Annotated in this window: 18 protein-coding genes; 6 read left to right on the top strand and 12 right to left on the bottom strand. The window is 55.4% G+C overall.

Translation table 11 applies throughout. The features are described from left to right. Nucleotides 1–177: 177 nt before the first annotated feature. Nucleotides 178–1,002: a flagellin gene (locus tag ACOVRA_RS13555; protein WP_421720759.1), complete on the top strand. Its 825-nt coding sequence runs from the start codon at nucleotides 178–180 to the stop codon at nucleotides 1,000–1,002. A gap of 278 nt (nucleotides 1,003–1,280) precedes the next feature. After that, a complete protein-coding gene (locus ACOVRA_RS13550; RefSeq protein WP_421720758.1) occupies nucleotides 1,281–2,108 on the top strand; it encodes a flagellin in 828 nt (275 codons plus the stop codon). A gap of 75 nt (nucleotides 2,109–2,183) precedes the next feature. Here ACOVRA_RS13550 and ACOVRA_RS13545 read toward each other — a convergent pair whose 3' ends face one another. Continuing rightward, entirely contained in the window at nucleotides 2,184–3,479 is a 1,296-nt protein-coding gene (locus tag ACOVRA_RS13545; protein ID WP_290804057.1) for an acyl-CoA dehydrogenase family protein, read from the bottom strand. Between the two features lie 118 nt (nucleotides 3,480–3,597). On the opposite strand from ACOVRA_RS13545, the gene ACOVRA_RS13540 reads away from it, so the two are divergent. Then, nucleotides 3,598–4,173 carry a GNAT family N-acetyltransferase gene (locus tag ACOVRA_RS13540; RefSeq protein ID WP_421720757.1) on the top strand — a complete coding sequence of 192 codons (576 nt, stop codon included), beginning with the start codon at nucleotides 3,598–3,600 and terminating at the stop codon, nucleotides 4,171–4,173. Nucleotides 4,174–4,176: 3 nt separating this feature from the next. On the opposite strand, the gene ACOVRA_RS13535 is transcribed toward ACOVRA_RS13540, so the two are convergent. From ACOVRA_RS13535 to ACOVRA_RS13525, 3 genes are all read right to left on the bottom strand, one after another. Further along, the gene (locus tag ACOVRA_RS13535; RefSeq protein ID WP_421720756.1) at nucleotides 4,177–5,424 is read right to left on the bottom strand and encodes a CCA tRNA nucleotidyltransferase; all 1,248 of its coding nucleotides are present in this window, start codon (nucleotides 5,422–5,424) and stop codon (nucleotides 4,177–4,179) included. 64 nt (nucleotides 5,425–5,488) lie between these two features. Then, entirely contained in the window at nucleotides 5,489–5,869 is a 381-nt protein-coding gene (locus ACOVRA_RS13530) for a VOC family protein (RefSeq protein WP_421720755.1), read from the bottom strand. 9 nt (nucleotides 5,870–5,878) lie between these two features. Then, entirely contained in the window at nucleotides 5,879–7,594 is a 1,716-nt protein-coding gene (locus ACOVRA_RS13525; RefSeq protein ID WP_421720754.1) for a class I adenylate-forming enzyme family protein, read from the bottom strand. Between the two features lie 242 nt (nucleotides 7,595–7,836). Here ACOVRA_RS13525 and ACOVRA_RS13520 point away from each other — a divergent pair, with 242 nt between their 5' ends. Genes ACOVRA_RS13520 through ACOVRA_RS13510 form a run of 3 tightly spaced genes read left to right on the top strand, consistent with a single transcriptional unit; the run spans nucleotide 7,837 to nucleotide 11,011 of the window. Continuing rightward, a complete protein-coding gene (locus ACOVRA_RS13520) occupies nucleotides 7,837–8,370 on the top strand; it encodes a CreA family protein (protein WP_298227876.1) in 534 nt (177 codons plus the stop codon). 50 nt (nucleotides 8,371–8,420) lie between these two features. Further along, a complete protein-coding gene (gene uvrC, locus ACOVRA_RS13515) occupies nucleotides 8,421–10,394 on the top strand; it encodes an excinuclease ABC subunit UvrC (RefSeq protein WP_421720807.1) in 1,974 nt (657 codons plus the stop codon). 2 nt (nucleotides 10,395–10,396) lie between these two features. Next, the gene (locus ACOVRA_RS13510; protein WP_421720753.1) at nucleotides 10,397–11,011 is read left to right on the top strand and encodes a CDP-alcohol phosphatidyltransferase family protein; all 615 of its coding nucleotides are present in this window, start codon (nucleotides 10,397–10,399) and stop codon (nucleotides 11,009–11,011) included. Here the strand turns inward: ACOVRA_RS13510 and ACOVRA_RS13505 are convergent. The 8 genes from ACOVRA_RS13505 to ACOVRA_RS13470 all read right to left on the bottom strand — a co-directional run bounded on the left by ACOVRA_RS13505 (nucleotide 11,008) and on the right by ACOVRA_RS13470 (nucleotide 17,235). Then, nucleotides 11,008–11,472: a PAS domain-containing protein gene (locus tag ACOVRA_RS13505; protein ID WP_421720806.1), complete on the bottom strand. Its 465-nt coding sequence runs from the start codon at nucleotides 11,470–11,472 to the stop codon at nucleotides 11,008–11,010. The genes ACOVRA_RS13510 and ACOVRA_RS13505 overlap by 4 nt on opposite strands. 141 nt (nucleotides 11,473–11,613) lie before the next feature. Further along, nucleotides 11,614–12,018, bottom strand: coding sequence for a MucR family transcriptional regulator (locus ACOVRA_RS13500; protein ID WP_290807194.1), 405 nt, complete (start codon nucleotides 12,016–12,018; stop codon nucleotides 11,614–11,616). A gap of 459 nt (nucleotides 12,019–12,477) precedes the next feature. Further along, complete coding sequence (locus tag ACOVRA_RS13495) at nucleotides 12,478–13,701, bottom strand: DUF2336 domain-containing protein (protein WP_421720752.1); 1,224 nt, start codon at nucleotides 13,699–13,701, stop codon at nucleotides 12,478–12,480. Nucleotides 13,702–13,782: 81 nt separating this feature from the next. Beyond that, the gene (locus ACOVRA_RS13490) at nucleotides 13,783–14,673 is read right to left on the bottom strand and encodes a crotonase/enoyl-CoA hydratase family protein (RefSeq protein WP_421720751.1); all 891 of its coding nucleotides are present in this window, start codon (nucleotides 14,671–14,673) and stop codon (nucleotides 13,783–13,785) included. A gap of 105 nt (nucleotides 14,674–14,778) precedes the next feature. Continuing rightward, on the bottom strand, nucleotides 14,779–15,078 hold the full coding sequence (locus ACOVRA_RS13485; protein WP_421720750.1) for a hypothetical protein: 300 nt from the start codon (nucleotides 15,076–15,078) through the stop codon (nucleotides 14,779–14,781). A gap of 4 nt (nucleotides 15,079–15,082) precedes the next feature. Then, on the bottom strand, nucleotides 15,083–15,508 hold the full coding sequence (locus ACOVRA_RS13480) for a YdbL family protein (protein WP_421720749.1): 426 nt from the start codon (nucleotides 15,506–15,508) through the stop codon (nucleotides 15,083–15,085). Nucleotides 15,509–15,562: 54 nt separating this feature from the next. Beyond that, nucleotides 15,563–15,760 (bottom strand): YnbE family lipoprotein, encoded by a 198-nt coding sequence (locus tag ACOVRA_RS13475; RefSeq protein WP_290807203.1) that lies wholly within the window; start codon nucleotides 15,758–15,760, stop codon nucleotides 15,563–15,565. Between the two features lie 167 nt (nucleotides 15,761–15,927). Further along, the gene (locus ACOVRA_RS13470) at nucleotides 15,928–17,235 is read right to left on the bottom strand and encodes a M23 family metallopeptidase (RefSeq protein ID WP_290807205.1); all 1,308 of its coding nucleotides are present in this window, start codon (nucleotides 17,233–17,235) and stop codon (nucleotides 15,928–15,930) included. Between the last annotated feature and the right edge of the window lie 45 nt (nucleotides 17,236–17,280).

Here is a 17,280-nt window from a genome sequence, read left to right as displayed (position 1 = left end):
GTAAGCTTCTTGCTGGCCGATTTCATTTTCGAAATTCGAAATAAAAAATAAATACAGATAGATATGTATTTTGTTACTTTTGGTAACGTACGATTCATAACCCGCTGGTAATGTTATTCTTGTCACAAAGACACGGCGGCAAAAAGTCGCCCAAATGCAAAAAGCAAAGGGATCAAAATGATCAGCGTCAATACAAATATCGGGGCTATGGCGGCCATTCAGAATCTGTCCTCAACCAATCGCGATCTGCAATCCACACAGAATGCGATCTCAACGGGCAAAAAGGTTGCGTCAGCGAAGGACAATGGGGCCATTTGGACCATTGCCAATAAAATGACCTCCGACGTCAAAGCCTATGACCGCGTTCGGGAATCCAATGAGCGCGCCGGGGCAATCCTCGATACCGGCATCGCAGCTGGCGAGGCCATCATGGAATTGCTCAATGAAATGAAGGGCAAGGCCTTGGCTGCTTCTCAAGCAGGCTTGTCGGCAGGATCTCAAGCGGCACTAGCCGCAGACTTTGCCCAATTGCGCGATCAAATCACAAACGTGGTTGCAAACGCTTCCTTCGACGGGGCAAATATGGTCGCCGCAACACCCGCATCCGCCATTTCCTTGGGTGATGCGAATGGCACCAACAATATCACCGTTGCAGGGGTGAGTTTGGCCTTGGGGAGCACGACCATTACGGTCACGGCAACCTCAGCGGCCGATACAGCGGCAAACGCGTCAACTGCCTTGGGTCTTGTCAACACGTCCATTACCAACCTCGGCACGCAATTGGCGACTTGGGGTGCAGGTGCCAAGCGCTTGGATGTGCATCGTGACTTTGTTTCCAAGTTGTCCGATGCCCTCGACACCGGGATCGGGGCGATCACCGACGCTGACCTCAGCAAGGAAAGTGCGAAACTGCAATCCTTGCAAGTCAAACAACAGCTGGGCATCCAGGCATTGTCGATTGCCAATAGTTCTGCCCAGTCCGCGCTTTCACTCTTCCGCTAAGAGAAGAGATTTAAAAAGAAAAATCCCATTCGAAACCTTGGCCCGGACGGTAACGTCCGGGCCTTTTTCTGTTTGAAACAGGTGGCCAAGCGACGACATCAGAAACCAAAATCCCACTTAAATCAAATCAAAAACAATGGCTTGATGATGTTAATATGAATGTCTGCATTTTATTCTTCTTGGTAACTTCTGATTCATAACCCATGGGTAACTTGGCCTGGTCAAAAGGACGCGGGCGACAAAATGTTGCCCAATCTGCAAAATGCAAGGGGATCACAATGATCAGCGTAAATACCAATATCGGGGCCATGGCGGCCATTCAGAATCTACGCAGCACGAATTCTGACATGCAAACCACCCAAAAGGCGATCTCAACCGGCAAGAAAGTTGCCTCCGCCATCGACAATGGCGCTGTTTGGACGATCGCCAACAAAATGACTTCCGACGTCACCGCCTATGACCGCGTGCGCGAGTCCAATGAGCGCGCTGGGGCCATTCTTGATACAGCCATTGCCGCTACCGAAGCCATCATGGAATTGCTCAATGAAATGAAGGGCAAGGCTTTGGCCGCAACCCAGCCGGGCCTTTCAACGGCTTCACAGGGCGCACTCAACGCAGACTTTATTCAGCTGCGCGACCAAATCACCAATATTATTGCCAATGCGTCCTTTGATGGCACCAATATGGTCGGTGCAACGCCAGCTTCGGCGATCTCGCTGGGTGATGCGGCTGGGGCCAACAGCATTACGGTTGCCGGAGCTAACATGAGCTTGGGCGGTGCGGTGGTAACAGTTACGGGGACGTCCGACGTAAGCAGCGTGGCAAACGCCACCGCCGCACTGACCTTGGTCAACGCCTCGATCACCAATGTCGGCACACAATTGGCGACATGGGGTGCAGGCGCGAAGCGCTTTGAAGTTCACCGAGACTTTGTCAGCAAACTGCAGGATGCGCTTAACATCGGGATCGGGGCCATTACCGACGCTGATTTGAGCAAGGAAAGTGCAAGACTTCAATCTCTGCAAGTCAAGCAACAACTAGGCATTCAGGCGCTGTCTATTGCCAATAGTTCCGGTCAGGCCGCGCTCTCTTTATTCCGTAACTAATTCATTCGTCCCTGAAACAAAAAAGGCCCGGACGGCGACGTCCGGGCCTATCTTTATCTGGTTTTACTGAAGCGCTTAGCGAATGCCGGGCACGTGCAAAGCCGCTTCCGCTTCTGCCTTGGCCTTCATAGCACCGCCCGCATGACGGCCCAATTCAAGGCGTGCAATCGTGCGGTTATGCACTTCATCGGGACCATCTGCCAAACGCAGCGTGCGCTGATGGGCATAGGCCGAAGCCAAGCCGAAGTCTTGGCTGACACCGCCGCCGCCATGGGCTTGGATCGCATCATCAATGATCTGAAGGGCCATGTTAGGCGCTTGCACCTTGATCATGGCGATCTCAGCGCGAGCAACCTTATTGCCGACCGTATCCATCATATAAGCTGCCTTGAGGCAGAGGAGACGGGTCATTTCGATATCAATGCGGGCGCGCGCAATACGTTGCTCCCAGATTGAATGCTCGGCAACCGTCTTGCCAAAAGCGACGCGTGTGGTGAGGCGCTGACACATCTTTTCCAGCGCCATTTCAGCGACGCCAATGGTGCGCATGCAATGGTGGATGCGGCCTGGGCCCAAGCGGCCTTGGGCGATCTCAAAGCCTGCACCTTCGCGCAAGATCAAGTTTTCAGCCGGCACCCGCACATTTTCCATCTTCACTTCAAAGTGGCCGTGGGGCGCATCATCATAGCCAAACACATGCAGCGGACGCACCAAGGTCACGCCCTTTGCATCCAAAGGCATCAAGATCTGGCTTTGCTGGGTGTAGGACTTCGCGCTGGGGTCGGTCTTGCCCATCACGATGGCGACTTTGCAGCGTGGGTCACCGACGCCAGAACTCCACCACTTTGTGCCATTGATAACATATTCGTCGCCATCGCGGACGATAGACGTTTGGATATTGGTCGCGTCAGACGAGGCAACGGCTGGTTCGGTCATCAAGAAGGCCGAACGGATTTGGCCGTTCATCAAAGGCCGCAGCCACTTTTCCTTTTGCTCCAACGTGCCATAGCGCATCAGAACTTCCATATTGCCGGTGTCAGGTGCCGAGCAATTGAATACTTCAGACGCAAAGCCAACGCGGCCCAAAATCTCTGCAATGGCCGAATAGGTGACGTTCGATAGGCCGGGGCCTTCAAACTCAAACGTATCGTCGACATGGGCAGCGCCATGGCTTGGCGGCATGAACATGTTCCAGAGGCCAGCAGCCTTTGCTTTGACTTTGAGGTCTTCGACGACTTGGATGACCTTCCAACGCTCACCCTCAGCATCTTGTTGCTGATAAACCGGAATGGCAGGAATGATATGTTCCTCCATAAAGGCTTCAACCCGGCCAATCCAATGCTTGGTTACGTCTGAATGTTCGAAAATCATGTCGTGCTCCCTGTTTCGTGTTCTTCTACCTTCCGAGCAACCTAGCCCCGTGCTGGCGGGAGGGCAATCGAAAGCATGAGACTTGAAGCGGATAAAACTGCGGCATAAACAGCAAGGCATGAAACTTTTCCCCGTTACAGCGCACCGACACGACGTCTCCTTGACCCCTTTGGTCGAAGCGGACCGGGAAGCATTGCGCGCAGCCGCGTCTGACCCTGCTCTTTTCCGCTATTGGCCGCGCGATATGGCCGCAGATAAGTGGGATCAGAACTTTGATTGGATGCTGCAAGAGCAAGCTGCCGGTCGATGGCTTTTCCACACCGTCAAGGCGGGCGACGGGCGGATTGTCGGCCAAACCTGTTACCTCGCGATCCGGCCTGAACATAAGGGCGTTGAGATTGGCGGAACTTGGTATGTGGCTGATGTCCACGGCACGCAAGTTAACCCCACTTGCAAGCTCGTCCTCTTGGAAAACGCCTTTGCCTGCGGTGCCGAGCGGGTGGAACTGAAGACGGATGCACGCAACAGCCGATCTCGCGCCGCGATCTTGAAGCTAGGCGCTTCGTTTGAAGGCATTTTCCGTCGACATCTCTTGTTGCCGGACGGTCAGTGGCGCGACACCGCTTGGTTTTCCATCCTGCGAGACGAATGGCCAAAGGTCAAAACCGGTTTGGAAGCCCGTCTGGCCCGCTGAGCTTCAGCCGAGCGCTTGCACCAAAGCTTTCAAACGCTCAACCAAGCCCATCTCATCCTCGGTAAAGTCATTTTCGACCCACCAACGTTCGAGCTCGCGCAAGATGTTGCCGACTGCAGGTCCAGGACGCGCGCCAGCTGCCAGCACTTGCTCCCCCGTCACTGGAAAGCGTGGCGCGACAAAGCCGCTCGACAAGGCAATCATCGCGCGCCATTGGCTCGTGCGTCTGGGCTCAGGATCATGCGCCCACGCTAACCGCACGCGGTCGAGATAAAGGGCTGTCCCCATCCAATAGAGCGCGCGGCGAACCTCGCGGGCCGACAAATAGGATTGGATGCCCGTCTGATCACTGGCCCAAGCCAATAAGCGTTCACCTTCCGCGCTCGACAATTTGAGGCGGCTGACCAAGCCTGCAACCCGCGTTGGATCGCGTGGCAGAAGCGCCATCAAGCGCTGCAGCGGCTCTGGGTCTAGGAACAGACTGGTTTCGATCTCGACCAAATAGTGGAGGGCTTTGAGGTCCGTTGCTTCGGGTAAAATGGTAGCCAAAACGCCCGTTTCGGCCATGGCGGCTAGAACTGTGCGCGGATCAGGTGCCGCGAGCAGGCGCTTCACTTCCATCCAAACCCGTTCCACCGACAATTTTGCCATGCCCTCACGATGTTTCGTGCAAGCTGCCAGAGCGACCGGGTCTGGCACGCCTTTGCCGTAAAAGGCGTGGAAGCGGAAGAAACGCAAGATGCGCAGATAATCTTCGGTGACGCGTATCTCGGCATCGCCCACAAAGCAGACATGGCCAGCCTTGGCATCGTCAATCCCTGTGCCAACGGGATCAAAGACGCGGCCCTGCGCGTCGCAATACAGCGCATTCATGGTCAGGTCGCGGCGCTGGGCATCGGCCAGCCAATCGCCGGTAAAGACAACTTCGGCGTAGCGGCCATCGGTGGCCACATCCCTGCGCAGAGTCGTCACCTCCACTGGCTTGCCAGCGGGAATAGCGGTAACTGTGCCATGGGCCAAGCCTGTGGGCACCACTTTGATGCCAGCCGCTTTCAGCGCCGCCATCACCGCCTCGGGCTCTAACTGGGTCGCAATATCAATATCATGCGCCAGCTTGCCCAAAACCGCATCGCGCACGCACCCGCCAACCAAGCGGGCGCAGTCCGCCTTTGCCGCGTTGAGGGCGACAAGCACAGCTTGCGCATCGCGATTGCGCACCAAGGGATGAGTGGCGAGGCTGATCTCAGTCATGCTGCGCAGATAGGGCCGAAAATGGCACCTGTCATCCCTCGGATTGCATGGCGCGCGTCAGTTGTCACCCAGAGTCACCGGTCTGTTGCCACAATTCAATCTTGGTACCATCGGGATCGACCAGCCAAGCGAACTTGCCATAGGGCTCTTCTTGCACATCGCCCAGCATCTGGCCACCCGCAGCCAATATCCTGACGAGGAGTGCGTCGAGGTCATCCACCCGGAAGTTGAGCATCACATCCCGCGTGGAAGGCGCAAAGTAGTCGGTATCAGCCTTAAACGGACTCCAAAGCTGGTAGCCATCTTGACCTGCAAGTGAGAAATTCACGCCATAATCATCCAGCGCGAAACCCAACACATCGCGGTACCAAGCCTTCAACCGATCCGGGTCGGGGCTTTTGATAAAGACCCCGCCCAAACCCAAAACACGACCGCGATCTGTCATCCCCTGCCCCTATTCAAACAAAGCTTTCAGCTCCCGCTTCAGGATTTTGCCATTGGCATTGCGCAACAAAGGCTCGTTCATGATGCGCACATGCGCGGGGACTTTGAAGCTGGCGAGTGAAGCCCCGACCCAGCGTTTCAGCTCTTCGGCCGTCAAGGTCGAACCCGGCGGCACCGTCACGACCGCCCCCACTTCTTCGCCGAGGACCTTATGGGGCACGCCGATGATGGCCGCGTCGGAAATGTCGGGGTGCTTATAGAGAATGTCTTCGATTTCCGAGCAATAGACATTCTCGCCACCGCGAATGATCATGTCCTTGGCGCGGTCGACGATGAAGATGAAGCCTTCTTCGTCCATTTTGACCAAATCGCCCGATTTAAACCAGCCACCACCAAAGGCCGCTTCGGTCGCCTCAGGCTTATTCCAATAGCCAACGATGACATTGGGGCCGCGAATCCACAATTCACCCACTTCGCCGAGGGGCACGTCTTGGCCATTGGCATCGACAACGCGCACATCATTGATCGGATGGGCAGGACCACACGACAGCGGCCGCAACTCATAATCTTCTGAGCCAATATTGGTGACGGCGGCAGAAGTCTCGGTCAGGCCATAGCCTTGACCGGGCGACACTTTCGGGAAGGTCTCCACGATTTTGCGCACCAATTCTGCCGAGGAAGGCGCCCCGCCGTAAGAAACGCTCTCCACCGTGGACGTATCAAACTCCTTCAATTGAGGGTGTTCAATTACTTGCCACGCAATGGCCGGCACGCCGCCAAAGCTGTTGATTTTTTCCCGCTCGATCAACTCAATCCCTTTGAGCGCATCCCAGCGGTGCATCATGACGATCTTCACACCTTGCGCCACCGAGGGCACCAGCACGGCATGACAGCCCGTGACATGAAAGAACGGAATGGCCAACAAAGTCGCCTTCTTGGGCAGAGTTGGATCGGGTGCGGGCGGTGTCTCGCCCCGACGCAAGAATTGGCGGGCCGTATTGACCATCATATTCATTAGATTGGTGATGACATTGCGGTGCGTGCCATAAGCGCCTTTTGGTGCACCGGTTGTGCCGGAGGTATAAAACAGGGTGCAGAGGTCTTCGGGGTCGAGGTCAACATCGGGGGGTGCTGTCTCTGGCAGGCTCGCCCAAGAAACAGACTCGCCGATCAAATCTTCCAGTGCGATCGCGCCAGCGGGCTTATCATCGCCGCCACGCGCCACGATCAGGGCCTTTAGGTTCGGGATATTCGGCAGCTTTTCTGCAATCCGGTCGGCGCGCTCCACATCCACAATCGCCAGAACCGAACCAGAATCGCGCAAGCCATATTCCAGCTCGTCTGCAGTCCACCATGCGTTTAACGGGCAAATCATCGCGCCAATGATGACGCTGGCCCAAAACACCACCGGCCATTCGGGCAGATTGCGCATCACCAGCGCAACCCGGTCACCCTTTTTGACGCCATAAGTGTCCTTCAAAATATGGGCGAGTTTCGCGGCCGCATTGGCGTGGGCGCGATAGGTAATCCGCTCATGGCCATAAACCAAAAACTCAAGTTCACCATGCGAGCGGCCAATTTCGAAAATATCCCGCAGATTTTGTGGGCCGACTTTGTAAACGCGAACATCTTGACCGCGAATGGTCTTGGTTTCGATCTCTAAAGGACCACCTGGCCCCGTGAGAATGGCATGAGCTTGAGCAACCGACATGGCTGGAAATGGCATTGATGTTTCCTCTCCCTGAAGGGATTATGTGCCGCCTCTTTGGGCGTTTGATGCAGGTATTCAACGAGAGAAGCAGCAAAGCAAGGGAAAATCATGCGACGCGTGGGCTGATAGCAGCCAAATAATCCCAGAGGCGCTAAAGCCGCAGCCAGCTAGCCCATAAGCCGATGACAAGTGACCTAGGCGTCCCCACATAGATAAACAGAGATTGCCGTCCCTGACGGCCCGTAAAGGAGCAGGACATGCCACAAGAACGCCCAAAAACTCGCCTCATCGGGCTCGCGCTGGCGCTTAGCCTCCCACTCTTGGCCGCTGCCTGTGGCGCGAAAGACGATCAAGTCGGCGGCTTCACCAATGATTTGACTGGCAATGAGATTAAGGTGACGGCGCTGCGCGATCCGCAATTGCCACAAGTTACCTGCTATTTTGGCTCGTTCGACCGCAGCCTGCTTGACCGTCTGGGCAAGGGCAATTGGTTTGAGAACCCGTCCAACACCGCCATAGATTGCCACCAGACCAGCCCAATCGACGCGACTACGTTGGCGACCTTGCCGAAGAATTCGGAAGTCTTCTCCAAAGGATCCAGCCTGTTCTTCAAAAGCATCGCTTTGCGCCGGATTGTCGACGTGCCTAATCAGTCGATTATTTATGTTTCCTATAGTCGCGAACTGGTGGCAGCGTCGGCCAAATTGGGCATGAGTGTTGTGCCCGTGACCTTTACGGCCCCAGCATCGCCGCCCGCAGCAGCAGCGCCTGCCCCGAGCGCAAAGCCCTAAGGCGAAGGGGCCTTGCCTTCTGGCGCTGTCGCGTGCACCTCAGTCAGACCATGTCTAAGGCCGATTCAACCCCTCTGCCCGATCTAGCCGACCTGCCGGGTGAAGCCACGCCGGTGAAGGGTGTGCTGCTGGGGGTTGAGGTGATCCGCGATCATTTGCGGCGTTTGCCGGGCAAGCCCGGGGTCTACCGGATGATTGGGGTCGATGGCGAAGTCCTCTATGTCGGCAAGGCAAAGAATTTGAAGAATCGCGTGACCTCTTATGCCCGAGGTCTCGGCCATTCCAATCGTATCGCGCGCATGATTGATCTGACGCGCGCGATGGAATTTGTGGTGACGGCGACCGAGACAGAGGCGCTGCTCTTAGAAGCCAATCTGATCAAGCGCCTTAGACCCCGCTTTAACATCCTGATGCGGGACGATAAGTCGTTTCCCTATATCGCCATCCGTCGCGATCATGCGGCACCGCAAATTTCCAAGCATCGCGGCGCGCGCGCCAAGAATGTCGATTATTTCGGCCCTTTCGCCAGCGCTTGGGCGGTCAATGCCAGTCTAACGACCTTGCAGAAGGCGTTTCTCCTGCGCTCGTGCACCGACAGCGTCTATGACGGGCGCTCGCGGCCTTGCATGTTGCACCAGATCAAGCGCTGTTCGGCCCCCTGCGTCGGCTTGATCAGCAAAGACGATTATGGCGAATTGGTCGATGAGGCGACGGCATTCTTACGCGGCAAGTCCGTCGATCTGCAAACGCGCCTCGCCGATGATATGCATGAAGCCGCCGAGACCTTAGATTTCGAACGCGCAGCCCGCTTGCGTGACCGCATCAAAGCACTTGCCAGCATTCGGGCTGTTCAGGGGATCAACCCACAAAGCTTCCAAGAAGCCGATGTGTTTGGCTTGGCCTTAAATGGCGGGATGAGTTGTATCCAAGTCTTCTTTTTCCGAGCCGGGCAAAACTGGGGCAATCGCGCCTATTTTCCCAAGCACGAGAAGGAGGCCACAGAGCCTGAAATCCTCGATGCCTTCATGGCGCAATTTTATGACGACAAGCCCGCGCCAAGCCTGATCCTGACCAGCCATGCTCTGCCCGAGGAAGCTTTGTTGGCCGAGGCCTTGAGCCTGCGGATGGATGCCAAGGTTGAGATACGCTGTCCCCAACGCGGTGAGAAGCGCGATACGGTCGCCCATGCGACCTCCAATGCCCGCGAAGCACTGGCGCGCAAAATGGCCGAAAGCAGCACCCAGACGAAATTGCTCGATGGAGTCGCCGATGTGTTTGGCTTGGCGGCCACCCCGCAGCGGATTGAGGTCTATGACAATTCCCACATCCAAGGCAGCCATGCCGTTGGTGCCATGATTGTGGCGGGGCCTGATGGATTTGAGAAAAGCCAATATCGGAAATGGACCATAAAAGATGCCAAGGGCGGCGATGATTTTGCTATGATGCGCGAAGTCTTCACCCGCCGCTTTGCCCGCTTGGTGCAGCCCGAGCCCGAAGATCTTCCCCCCAGTGTGGATATGGAAGGCAATTTGATCGACGAGAGCGGTCGCAAAAACCGGCAACAAGACACAGCTTGGCCAGACATTGTGTTGATAGACGGCGGCGAGCAGCAATTGGCCGTCGTTATGGACGTCGCGAAGGAATTGGGGCTGGAAGAGGACATCACGCTGATTTCCATTGCCAAGGGCGTGGACCGTGATGCGGGGCGCGAATATTTTCATGTGCCGGGCCGCGCACCCTTCCGCTTAGAACCCAAAGATCCTGTGCTCTATTATCTGCAGCGATTGCGCGATGAGGCCCACCGCTTTGCCATTGGCGCACATCGCCAGAAGCGCTCCATCGCCATTTCGAAAAATCCGCTCGACGAGATTGCCGGCGTGGGCCCGATGCGCAAGAAAGCCATTTTGGCGCGTTTTGGCTCTGCACGCGGCGTTGCGCGGGCGAGTGCGACTGAACTGATGGAAGTGCCAGGCGTCAATGAAGAGCTGGCAGCTCGAATCCAAGCTTATTTTCAAAGGACCTAAGGATGAAGTGGCTCCCCAATGCCGTCTCGATCAGCAGATTGGCTCTTGCGCCTCTGATTGGCTATTTGATCTGGGTAGGACTCGCCAAAGGTTTAGCGAACCGTGAGCTTGAGTGGGCATTTGGATTGTTTGTGTTTTCAGCTCTGACCGACTGGCTGGACGGCTATCTCGCACGAAAGCTCGACGCCAAGAGCGAATTGGGCGGTAAGCTGGACCTTTGGGGCGACAAAATTCTGGTAGGGATTACCTTGCTGGCCTTGTGGGCGGGCTGGATCATGCAGAATAATCCACAAAGTGATCTGATTACTGGCGCTTTGGCAGATCCTTTAGGGATAGCGGCTGGGCTCTTCTTCCTGCTGGCCATTCCGGTGCGCGACAGCCTTGTGACGCGGTTACGCGCGCAAGCCAGTTCGAAGGGCATCTCCTTGTCCCCGACCTTTGCCGCGAAATCAAAGACTGCCGTGATTATGGGGGGAATGGGCGTGCTGCTCGCAGGGCTTGCGAGCGGCATGTCTGAATTGGGCTACGCTGGATTTGCTATTCTGGTCTTGGGAGCTTTGATGTCGATCTGGACCGGACTGTCTTACTTTAAGGCCGCCAAAGGGACCGGGAACTAAGCCGTCAACATCCGCTGAAGTGCCCAGTTTGGCGCACGCGCGCCCGATAGCGAGATATCGAGGCCGATCACGGCTTCCACGTCTTCATCGCGTCCGAGCGGCAGGCGCATCCAAAAGCGGACGGAATGACCATGCACACCGACCTCAGCGGGCGCAACGCCACACGATGGCTTCCGCTCGCGCACAACCCGTTGGATCGTCTCGGCAGAACCAGGAAGCTCTGACTGCACCAAACACAGGCGCGGGTCATCGCCAAAGACATCGCGGAGCGCACTGCCAGCAACGCGCACGCGCGGGCCTTCCAATGCCTTGGTCTCGATCAATGAGATGAACGGCAAAAGTGGGCCAAAGGCACGGGGTTGAAAACTCTCACGCGTCGGCATCGCCGAGCAGCCAGCTGCGCTGTTCCAGACGTCGAATAAACGACGCTGTTCTTCCAGCAGCAATTGAGCTCGGAACATTGACACCAATATTAACCCCCTGTTGAGATTAGTATCAGTGATTTGCACCGAATCGCGCAAGAGTCTTTATGTATAGCAAGAGAATATTTTCATCTTTTCACTGCGAATACTTGTTTCGCTAGCGAAACGATCTCTTAATAGTTAACGGCGACCGCGTCCTAAGCCAATTTTCTTGGCCAACTCAGAGCGCGCTGCCGCATAATTTGGCGCAACCATCGGATAATCTGCAGGCAGACCCCATTTGGCGCGATAGTCGTCAGGAGACATATCATAGGAAGAACGCAAGTGGCGCTTCAGCGACTTGAACTTCTTGCCATCTTCCAAGCAGACAATATGGTCCGGGAAGACGGACTTTTTGGCAGGCACGGCAGGAACCAATTCCTTGGACTCCACAACGGGCGCACCTTCATGGGTATTCTTTAACGACGCATAGACCGTCGAGATCAAACCAGGCAATTCCGATGAAGGAAGCTCATTGCCGGCCACATAGGCCGCAACGATTTCAACCGTCATCTCGATCAAACTGGCATCCGTGTTTTCCGACATTACTTAGTTCCCCAGAAATTAGAGACCAGCGCCTCCAAAGACTAACCTTACATAGGCCTAGACCAGTGTGGAGCGCATTTAGATCAGATGCAGCACCACATTATGGTTTTAGGCATTTATTTTCTCGTTGAACTGAGAAAACCACTGGGGCTGATTTGTTTCATCATACCGATGTAAATGCAAGCACTCAAACCATACTTTTTGCGCGGATACCCACGGTAGATCAAGACTGATTTAATTGATAACCCAAAAATTTGTACGCTATTTTAAAAAAGCTCATGCAAACGTTTCTAATTGAATATTCTATACTCAAAGTACTATTTGGTTACGCCTAACAGATTGTTATTACAATTCGTTCATGTTTAAAAATCCCCATACAGTGGAAAAAATCGTTTTCGAATTTTATTTGGAAAATGGGCGCATTTTCGATACCGACGGGTATCGACAACTAAGGTAACCTTAGGGGGTGTTTCCAAACACTAGGTTTGAAGAGCGTGCCGCAACGGAATATAGTAATTCTTCGTCGCCTTCTTCGAGCTTGGCCGCCAAGGTTGGTGACATTGCCGATGTCAGCGCCCAATTCCAGTAACGCAGCACAGTTTGTGCTTTATTGGTTGAAATTGTATCATAAACGAGCACAGAGCGGCCCCAGGGGTCGGTCAAATCGTGGTCATCGGCCATTGGGCGACGCAGTCCACGCCACAATTGCCGGAAATGTTTCCGTTTCAAACCAGTCGCCTTGCACAAAACAGCGATTGATTCGCCGCCGCCGTCCGACAAGATTTGCGCCCCGCACATCGGCTTGATGCCGGCGAGGAAGGAAATTTCAACAAAGAGCTCACGCGAAGGTAACTGGTGGTCGAGGGCTTCAATAGCCCCCTCAAGACTGCCGTACGGACTACGAGCCGCGGCATCCCGATTGCGCTGGCGACGCTCAATGAACTGAAGGGTCTTGCGCACCAAGGGGTCGCGCCAGCCATCGGCTGCTGCCCGCGCAAATATGTCTTGAGCTGCTTCCAAAAGCGTGAGGCGCTCAACCGCGAAACGCTGCAGAATGCGCCGGCGATCTTCCGCATCCCCCCACCAGAACATTGTTAGCCCTTGTGAGGGCTTAAGTTCAGGACGCTTAACCAAGAAGGGCACTAGGCTGTGCTCCTGCTTGGACATCGCGGTAGCCTGCTCGATCGCGGGATGGGCAAATGTACTGCCCTCATTGCGTAAAAGCGCCTGAATTACCTCAACTTCGCCCATATTGACCAAAACATCAGTCACGGCTTCTGAAACGACCTTGCGCTTGGCAATCATCACCCGGTGTGCAGTGGTGGCTGAGGGGGACAGCGCGGTCGCAATAAGGTCTGAGTCATTAAAGCCTTCGCAGACCTCCAACAGCGGGATCGCGACTTGGAGGGCATCCTTGGCCAAGAAACGTAGAAGAATGGCCGGGGTATCGACCAATAATGCCATACGCTCTGCACAGCGAACTCGGGCTCCTAAGTCGCTCTCACGCAGAACCTCAATCAGCAAATCGGCTGCGATATGGCGTTCTTGCGGCGTAATGCGGGAACCGGGCAGACCAACGACATCTTGTAGACGGCGCGTCAACATCGCGCGCGTCTTGGTTTGACCCCCTTCTTCGATTTCGAAGCTGTCTATCTCGAACTCTGAGAGGGTTCCGTCGGCCATTTTGTCCTCACGATGCCCTGCAAATTGGCCGAGGAACATTAAAATCCAGTTTACACCCTCTGTTCAAAGTAGTGCGCGTCTTCACTTAAATGGAACGTCATCCCACCAAGGAAAGAAGTCGGGCATGTCTGTTGAAACCTTGTTAGCGTAAGCCGGAGGTCTCTTTTCAAGGAAGCTCATGACACCCTCGCGGGCATCAATCGTTTGTCCACGCGCATACACACCGCGGCTATCGATCTTGTGCGCTTGCATCGGATGGTCCGCCCCCAACATGCGCCACATCATTTGACGGGTGAGCGCAACGGACACAGGTGCTGTGTTGTCGACAATTTCGCGTGCGATGGCCTGCGCCGCTGGCAAAAGGTCTTCTGGCGCATGCAGCGACTTCACCAATCCAGCCGCGAGTGCTTCTTCCGCCCCAAATACGCGCCCTGACATGCACCAGTCGAGAGCCTGAGAAATGCCGACCAGCCGCGGCAGGAACCAGCTGGAACAGGCTTCTGGCACAATGCCGCGGCGGGCAAAGACAAAGCCAAAGCGCGCCGCCGTTGACGCAATGCGGATATCCATCGGCAATTGCATCGTGGCACCAATGCCGACGCCCGCCCCGTTGATCGCGCCGATGACCGGCTTCAGGCTTTCAAACATGCGCAAGGTCATGCGGCCACCGCTGTCGCGGATACGCTCCAGATCAACAAGTCCGGCCTTGTCAGGGCGATCTGAGCGATTGTCATAGTCAAATGTTTTGGCCCCAGCCGACAGGTCGGCCCCGGCGCAAAAGGCACGTCCTGCCCCCGTCACAATAACCGCGCCGACATCGTCATTGGCGTCGGTCAAATCGAAGGCGGCCACCATGTCGAGCATCATCTGACCGGTAAACGCATTCATTTTGTCGGGACGGTTGAGAGTGATCACAGCGACCTTGTCTGCAATCTCTAGCGTTATCGTTTCAAAACTGGTGTCGGCTGACATATGGAACTCCCTGACTGGCCGCCTTCTCATTGGGGCGACGCAAGGTGTCAGATTGGCCTAGTTTATAGCGCCTGTGCAAGGCCCTAATCTGGGCCTCCACACCCTTCAATGCGACTCAGGCCGCTTGCGACCCGGATCAGCGCGGTCGTCATAGCCGTGGCGCGAGGAATAGAAGCTCAACCACATCAAACCAAAGCCCAGCGCAAGTGACAGGACGGTCCCCAGCCCCATCGCGATCCAGCCATGCATGGAGATCACAGGGAACCGCCCGACCAAGAAGACGGAGACAAATCCTGCCAAGCTGGCAATCAACAGCAAGACCAAGAACACAATGATGAGCCAAGCCCCGCCAGACAGGCGCTCGCGTGCCGCCTTTGGTGCTTCAGTGGGCAAGTCGTCAGTCAAGGACTTAATTGGGCTTCTTGGCTGGCGCACAGCGAATGACCACGATGTCATCTGCTGTCTGCATCACTTGGGAGTCAGGGGATTTCATGCACCACGTCTTCGTCGTGTCCTGAAAATACTCCCCATTCGGGATTTTGGTGATCTGACGCAGCGCCGACAATAAGGCCACGCGATCTTCGGTTTCGCCATTGACCTGTGCAGCGTCATTAAAGACACCTCGGCGGCGAATATTGATTTCGTTGATCCGACGTTGGAGGTCTGCCTGGGCAGCCGTGGGCGGGCGAACAAAGCCCAAATAACCGTCGGCTTGCTCACCAATTACGCCAGCAGCCAAGGCTTTATCGACAGGGCCATTGTTATCGATTGCCACGGCGGAAGTCGCGATTAACGCGCCTGCAAACAGAATAGCCGTGAAAATTTTGCGTTTCATGTCCATCACTCTCCTAAAGCGCAACCTGTCTTGTGGCGCGCCTGTATCAGGGGCTTAGAATATGCCAGGATTGGCTTGTGCTGCTTTGTCGAGCTCACGCTCCAGTTTTACCCGCACATTCTGTTCAATCTTCATATTGATATTCAGATTGATCTCGATCGGCTTGTCGGGCACTTGCAGGCGGATCGTGGGTGTGCAGCCGGCAATGCCAACCAACCCAACAACGCTTAGCGCAAGAAGACTGTGACGCATGGGATCTTCCTTATCAGCACGGGCTTATCCCGTAAGACAGTCATAGCATGACTATACCGATGTGAACCCCCCATGAATTCTTCTAAGCACAGCGGTTCATGTTATAACACAAAAAAACGCCCCAGAGTGACCCGGGGCGTGATTGAAGTGCTTAACACGGAGATTTTTTAGTTTGTGATTCGCGTTGTGCCAGAGCCCGTCTGGGCAATCGAGGTCGATCCAATCGCATCGCGGCGCATGGAGTCGATCCGGGCACGGAAGGCATTAAAGCGCGCCATTTGATCAGCAGGCAGCGCCTGACCAGTTGGCACACCGACGCCTAGTGGATTGATAGCTTGGCCATTGCGGCGAACTTCATAATGCAAGTGTGGACCCGTTGAGCGGCCGGTATTGCCGACGAATGCAATCACATCGCCTTGCTTCACCCGGTCACCGGGACGCAAACCAGGGGCAAAGCGGGAGATGTGACCATAACGGGTCGACCATGTGCTATCATGGGCGATGTCCACGACATTGCCATAACCACCCATGACGCTAGCGCGGGTGACAACACCATCACCAGCAGCCAGAATCGGGGTTCCGATTGGCGCACCGAAGTCGATCCCCTCATGCATTTTGGTATAGCCCAAAACAGGGTGAACGCGGCTGCCATAGCCAGAAGTTAGACGGGCACCGTTGATGGGCGTCCGCATCAAGAACTTACGTGCTGAGCGCCCAGCCGCATCAAACCAATCCGATGACGCAGAACCTGGAGCCTGAAAGCGATATAATTGGATGGTACGACCACCCGCAGTCGTCATGCGCGCGAAGACGGGTTCACCCTCACGCACCACTTGCCCACGCAAATCCGACACACGGTCATACATCAACTCAAACTCTGTGCCTGGTGCCACTTCACGTTCGAAGTCGACGTCGTAAGCAAAGGCTTGAGCAATCGAATCAGCGGCCCGGTCTGGTGCGCCAAGCTCGCGCACCGCATTAACCAAACCGTTTTGCCCAATCACACCAGCGATACGCAAAGTTTTGCGCTGCATATTGGTGGTCATTTCACGGGCACGGAACACATTGTCGATGCCGCGCGTTACAGTGACAGAACGTTCTGCCCCGCTAGCAAGATTGAACCCGGCCAAACGATTGCCATTGGCGCCTGGCTGCATGAAGACAGTGACCTTGTCATCGCGGCGTACATCGCGCGGATCAAGGCTGCGTGCCAAAGAGCGGACTGCGCTGGCGACATCGTCGCGCATCGCACCAGCACGGATGAGGGCTTGCTCGAGTGTTTCACCAGCCCGGATCGAGATCGTTTGACGGTCGGACTGACCAGTGCCTGCGGCAAAAGCCATATGCTCAAGATTGGCGTTCTGAGCGATAGCAGTGTGGATATTTCCAGCGGAGGCGATGAAGCCGATCGCACATCCCAAGCTGAGCTTGAGTGCGAGATTGAAGGCAGCGCGACGATTGGTCGTGTGTCTCAAAAGCTAACCCCTTTAGCCGTTACGAGTACGAAAGGTACCCTTCAC

Source organism: Aquidulcibacter sp. (assembly GCF_049239865.1).
Taxonomy (GTDB): Bacteria; Pseudomonadota; Alphaproteobacteria; order Caulobacterales; family Aquidulcibacteraceae; genus Aquidulcibacter.
This window is presented reverse-complemented; position numbering and strand designations above follow the sequence as displayed.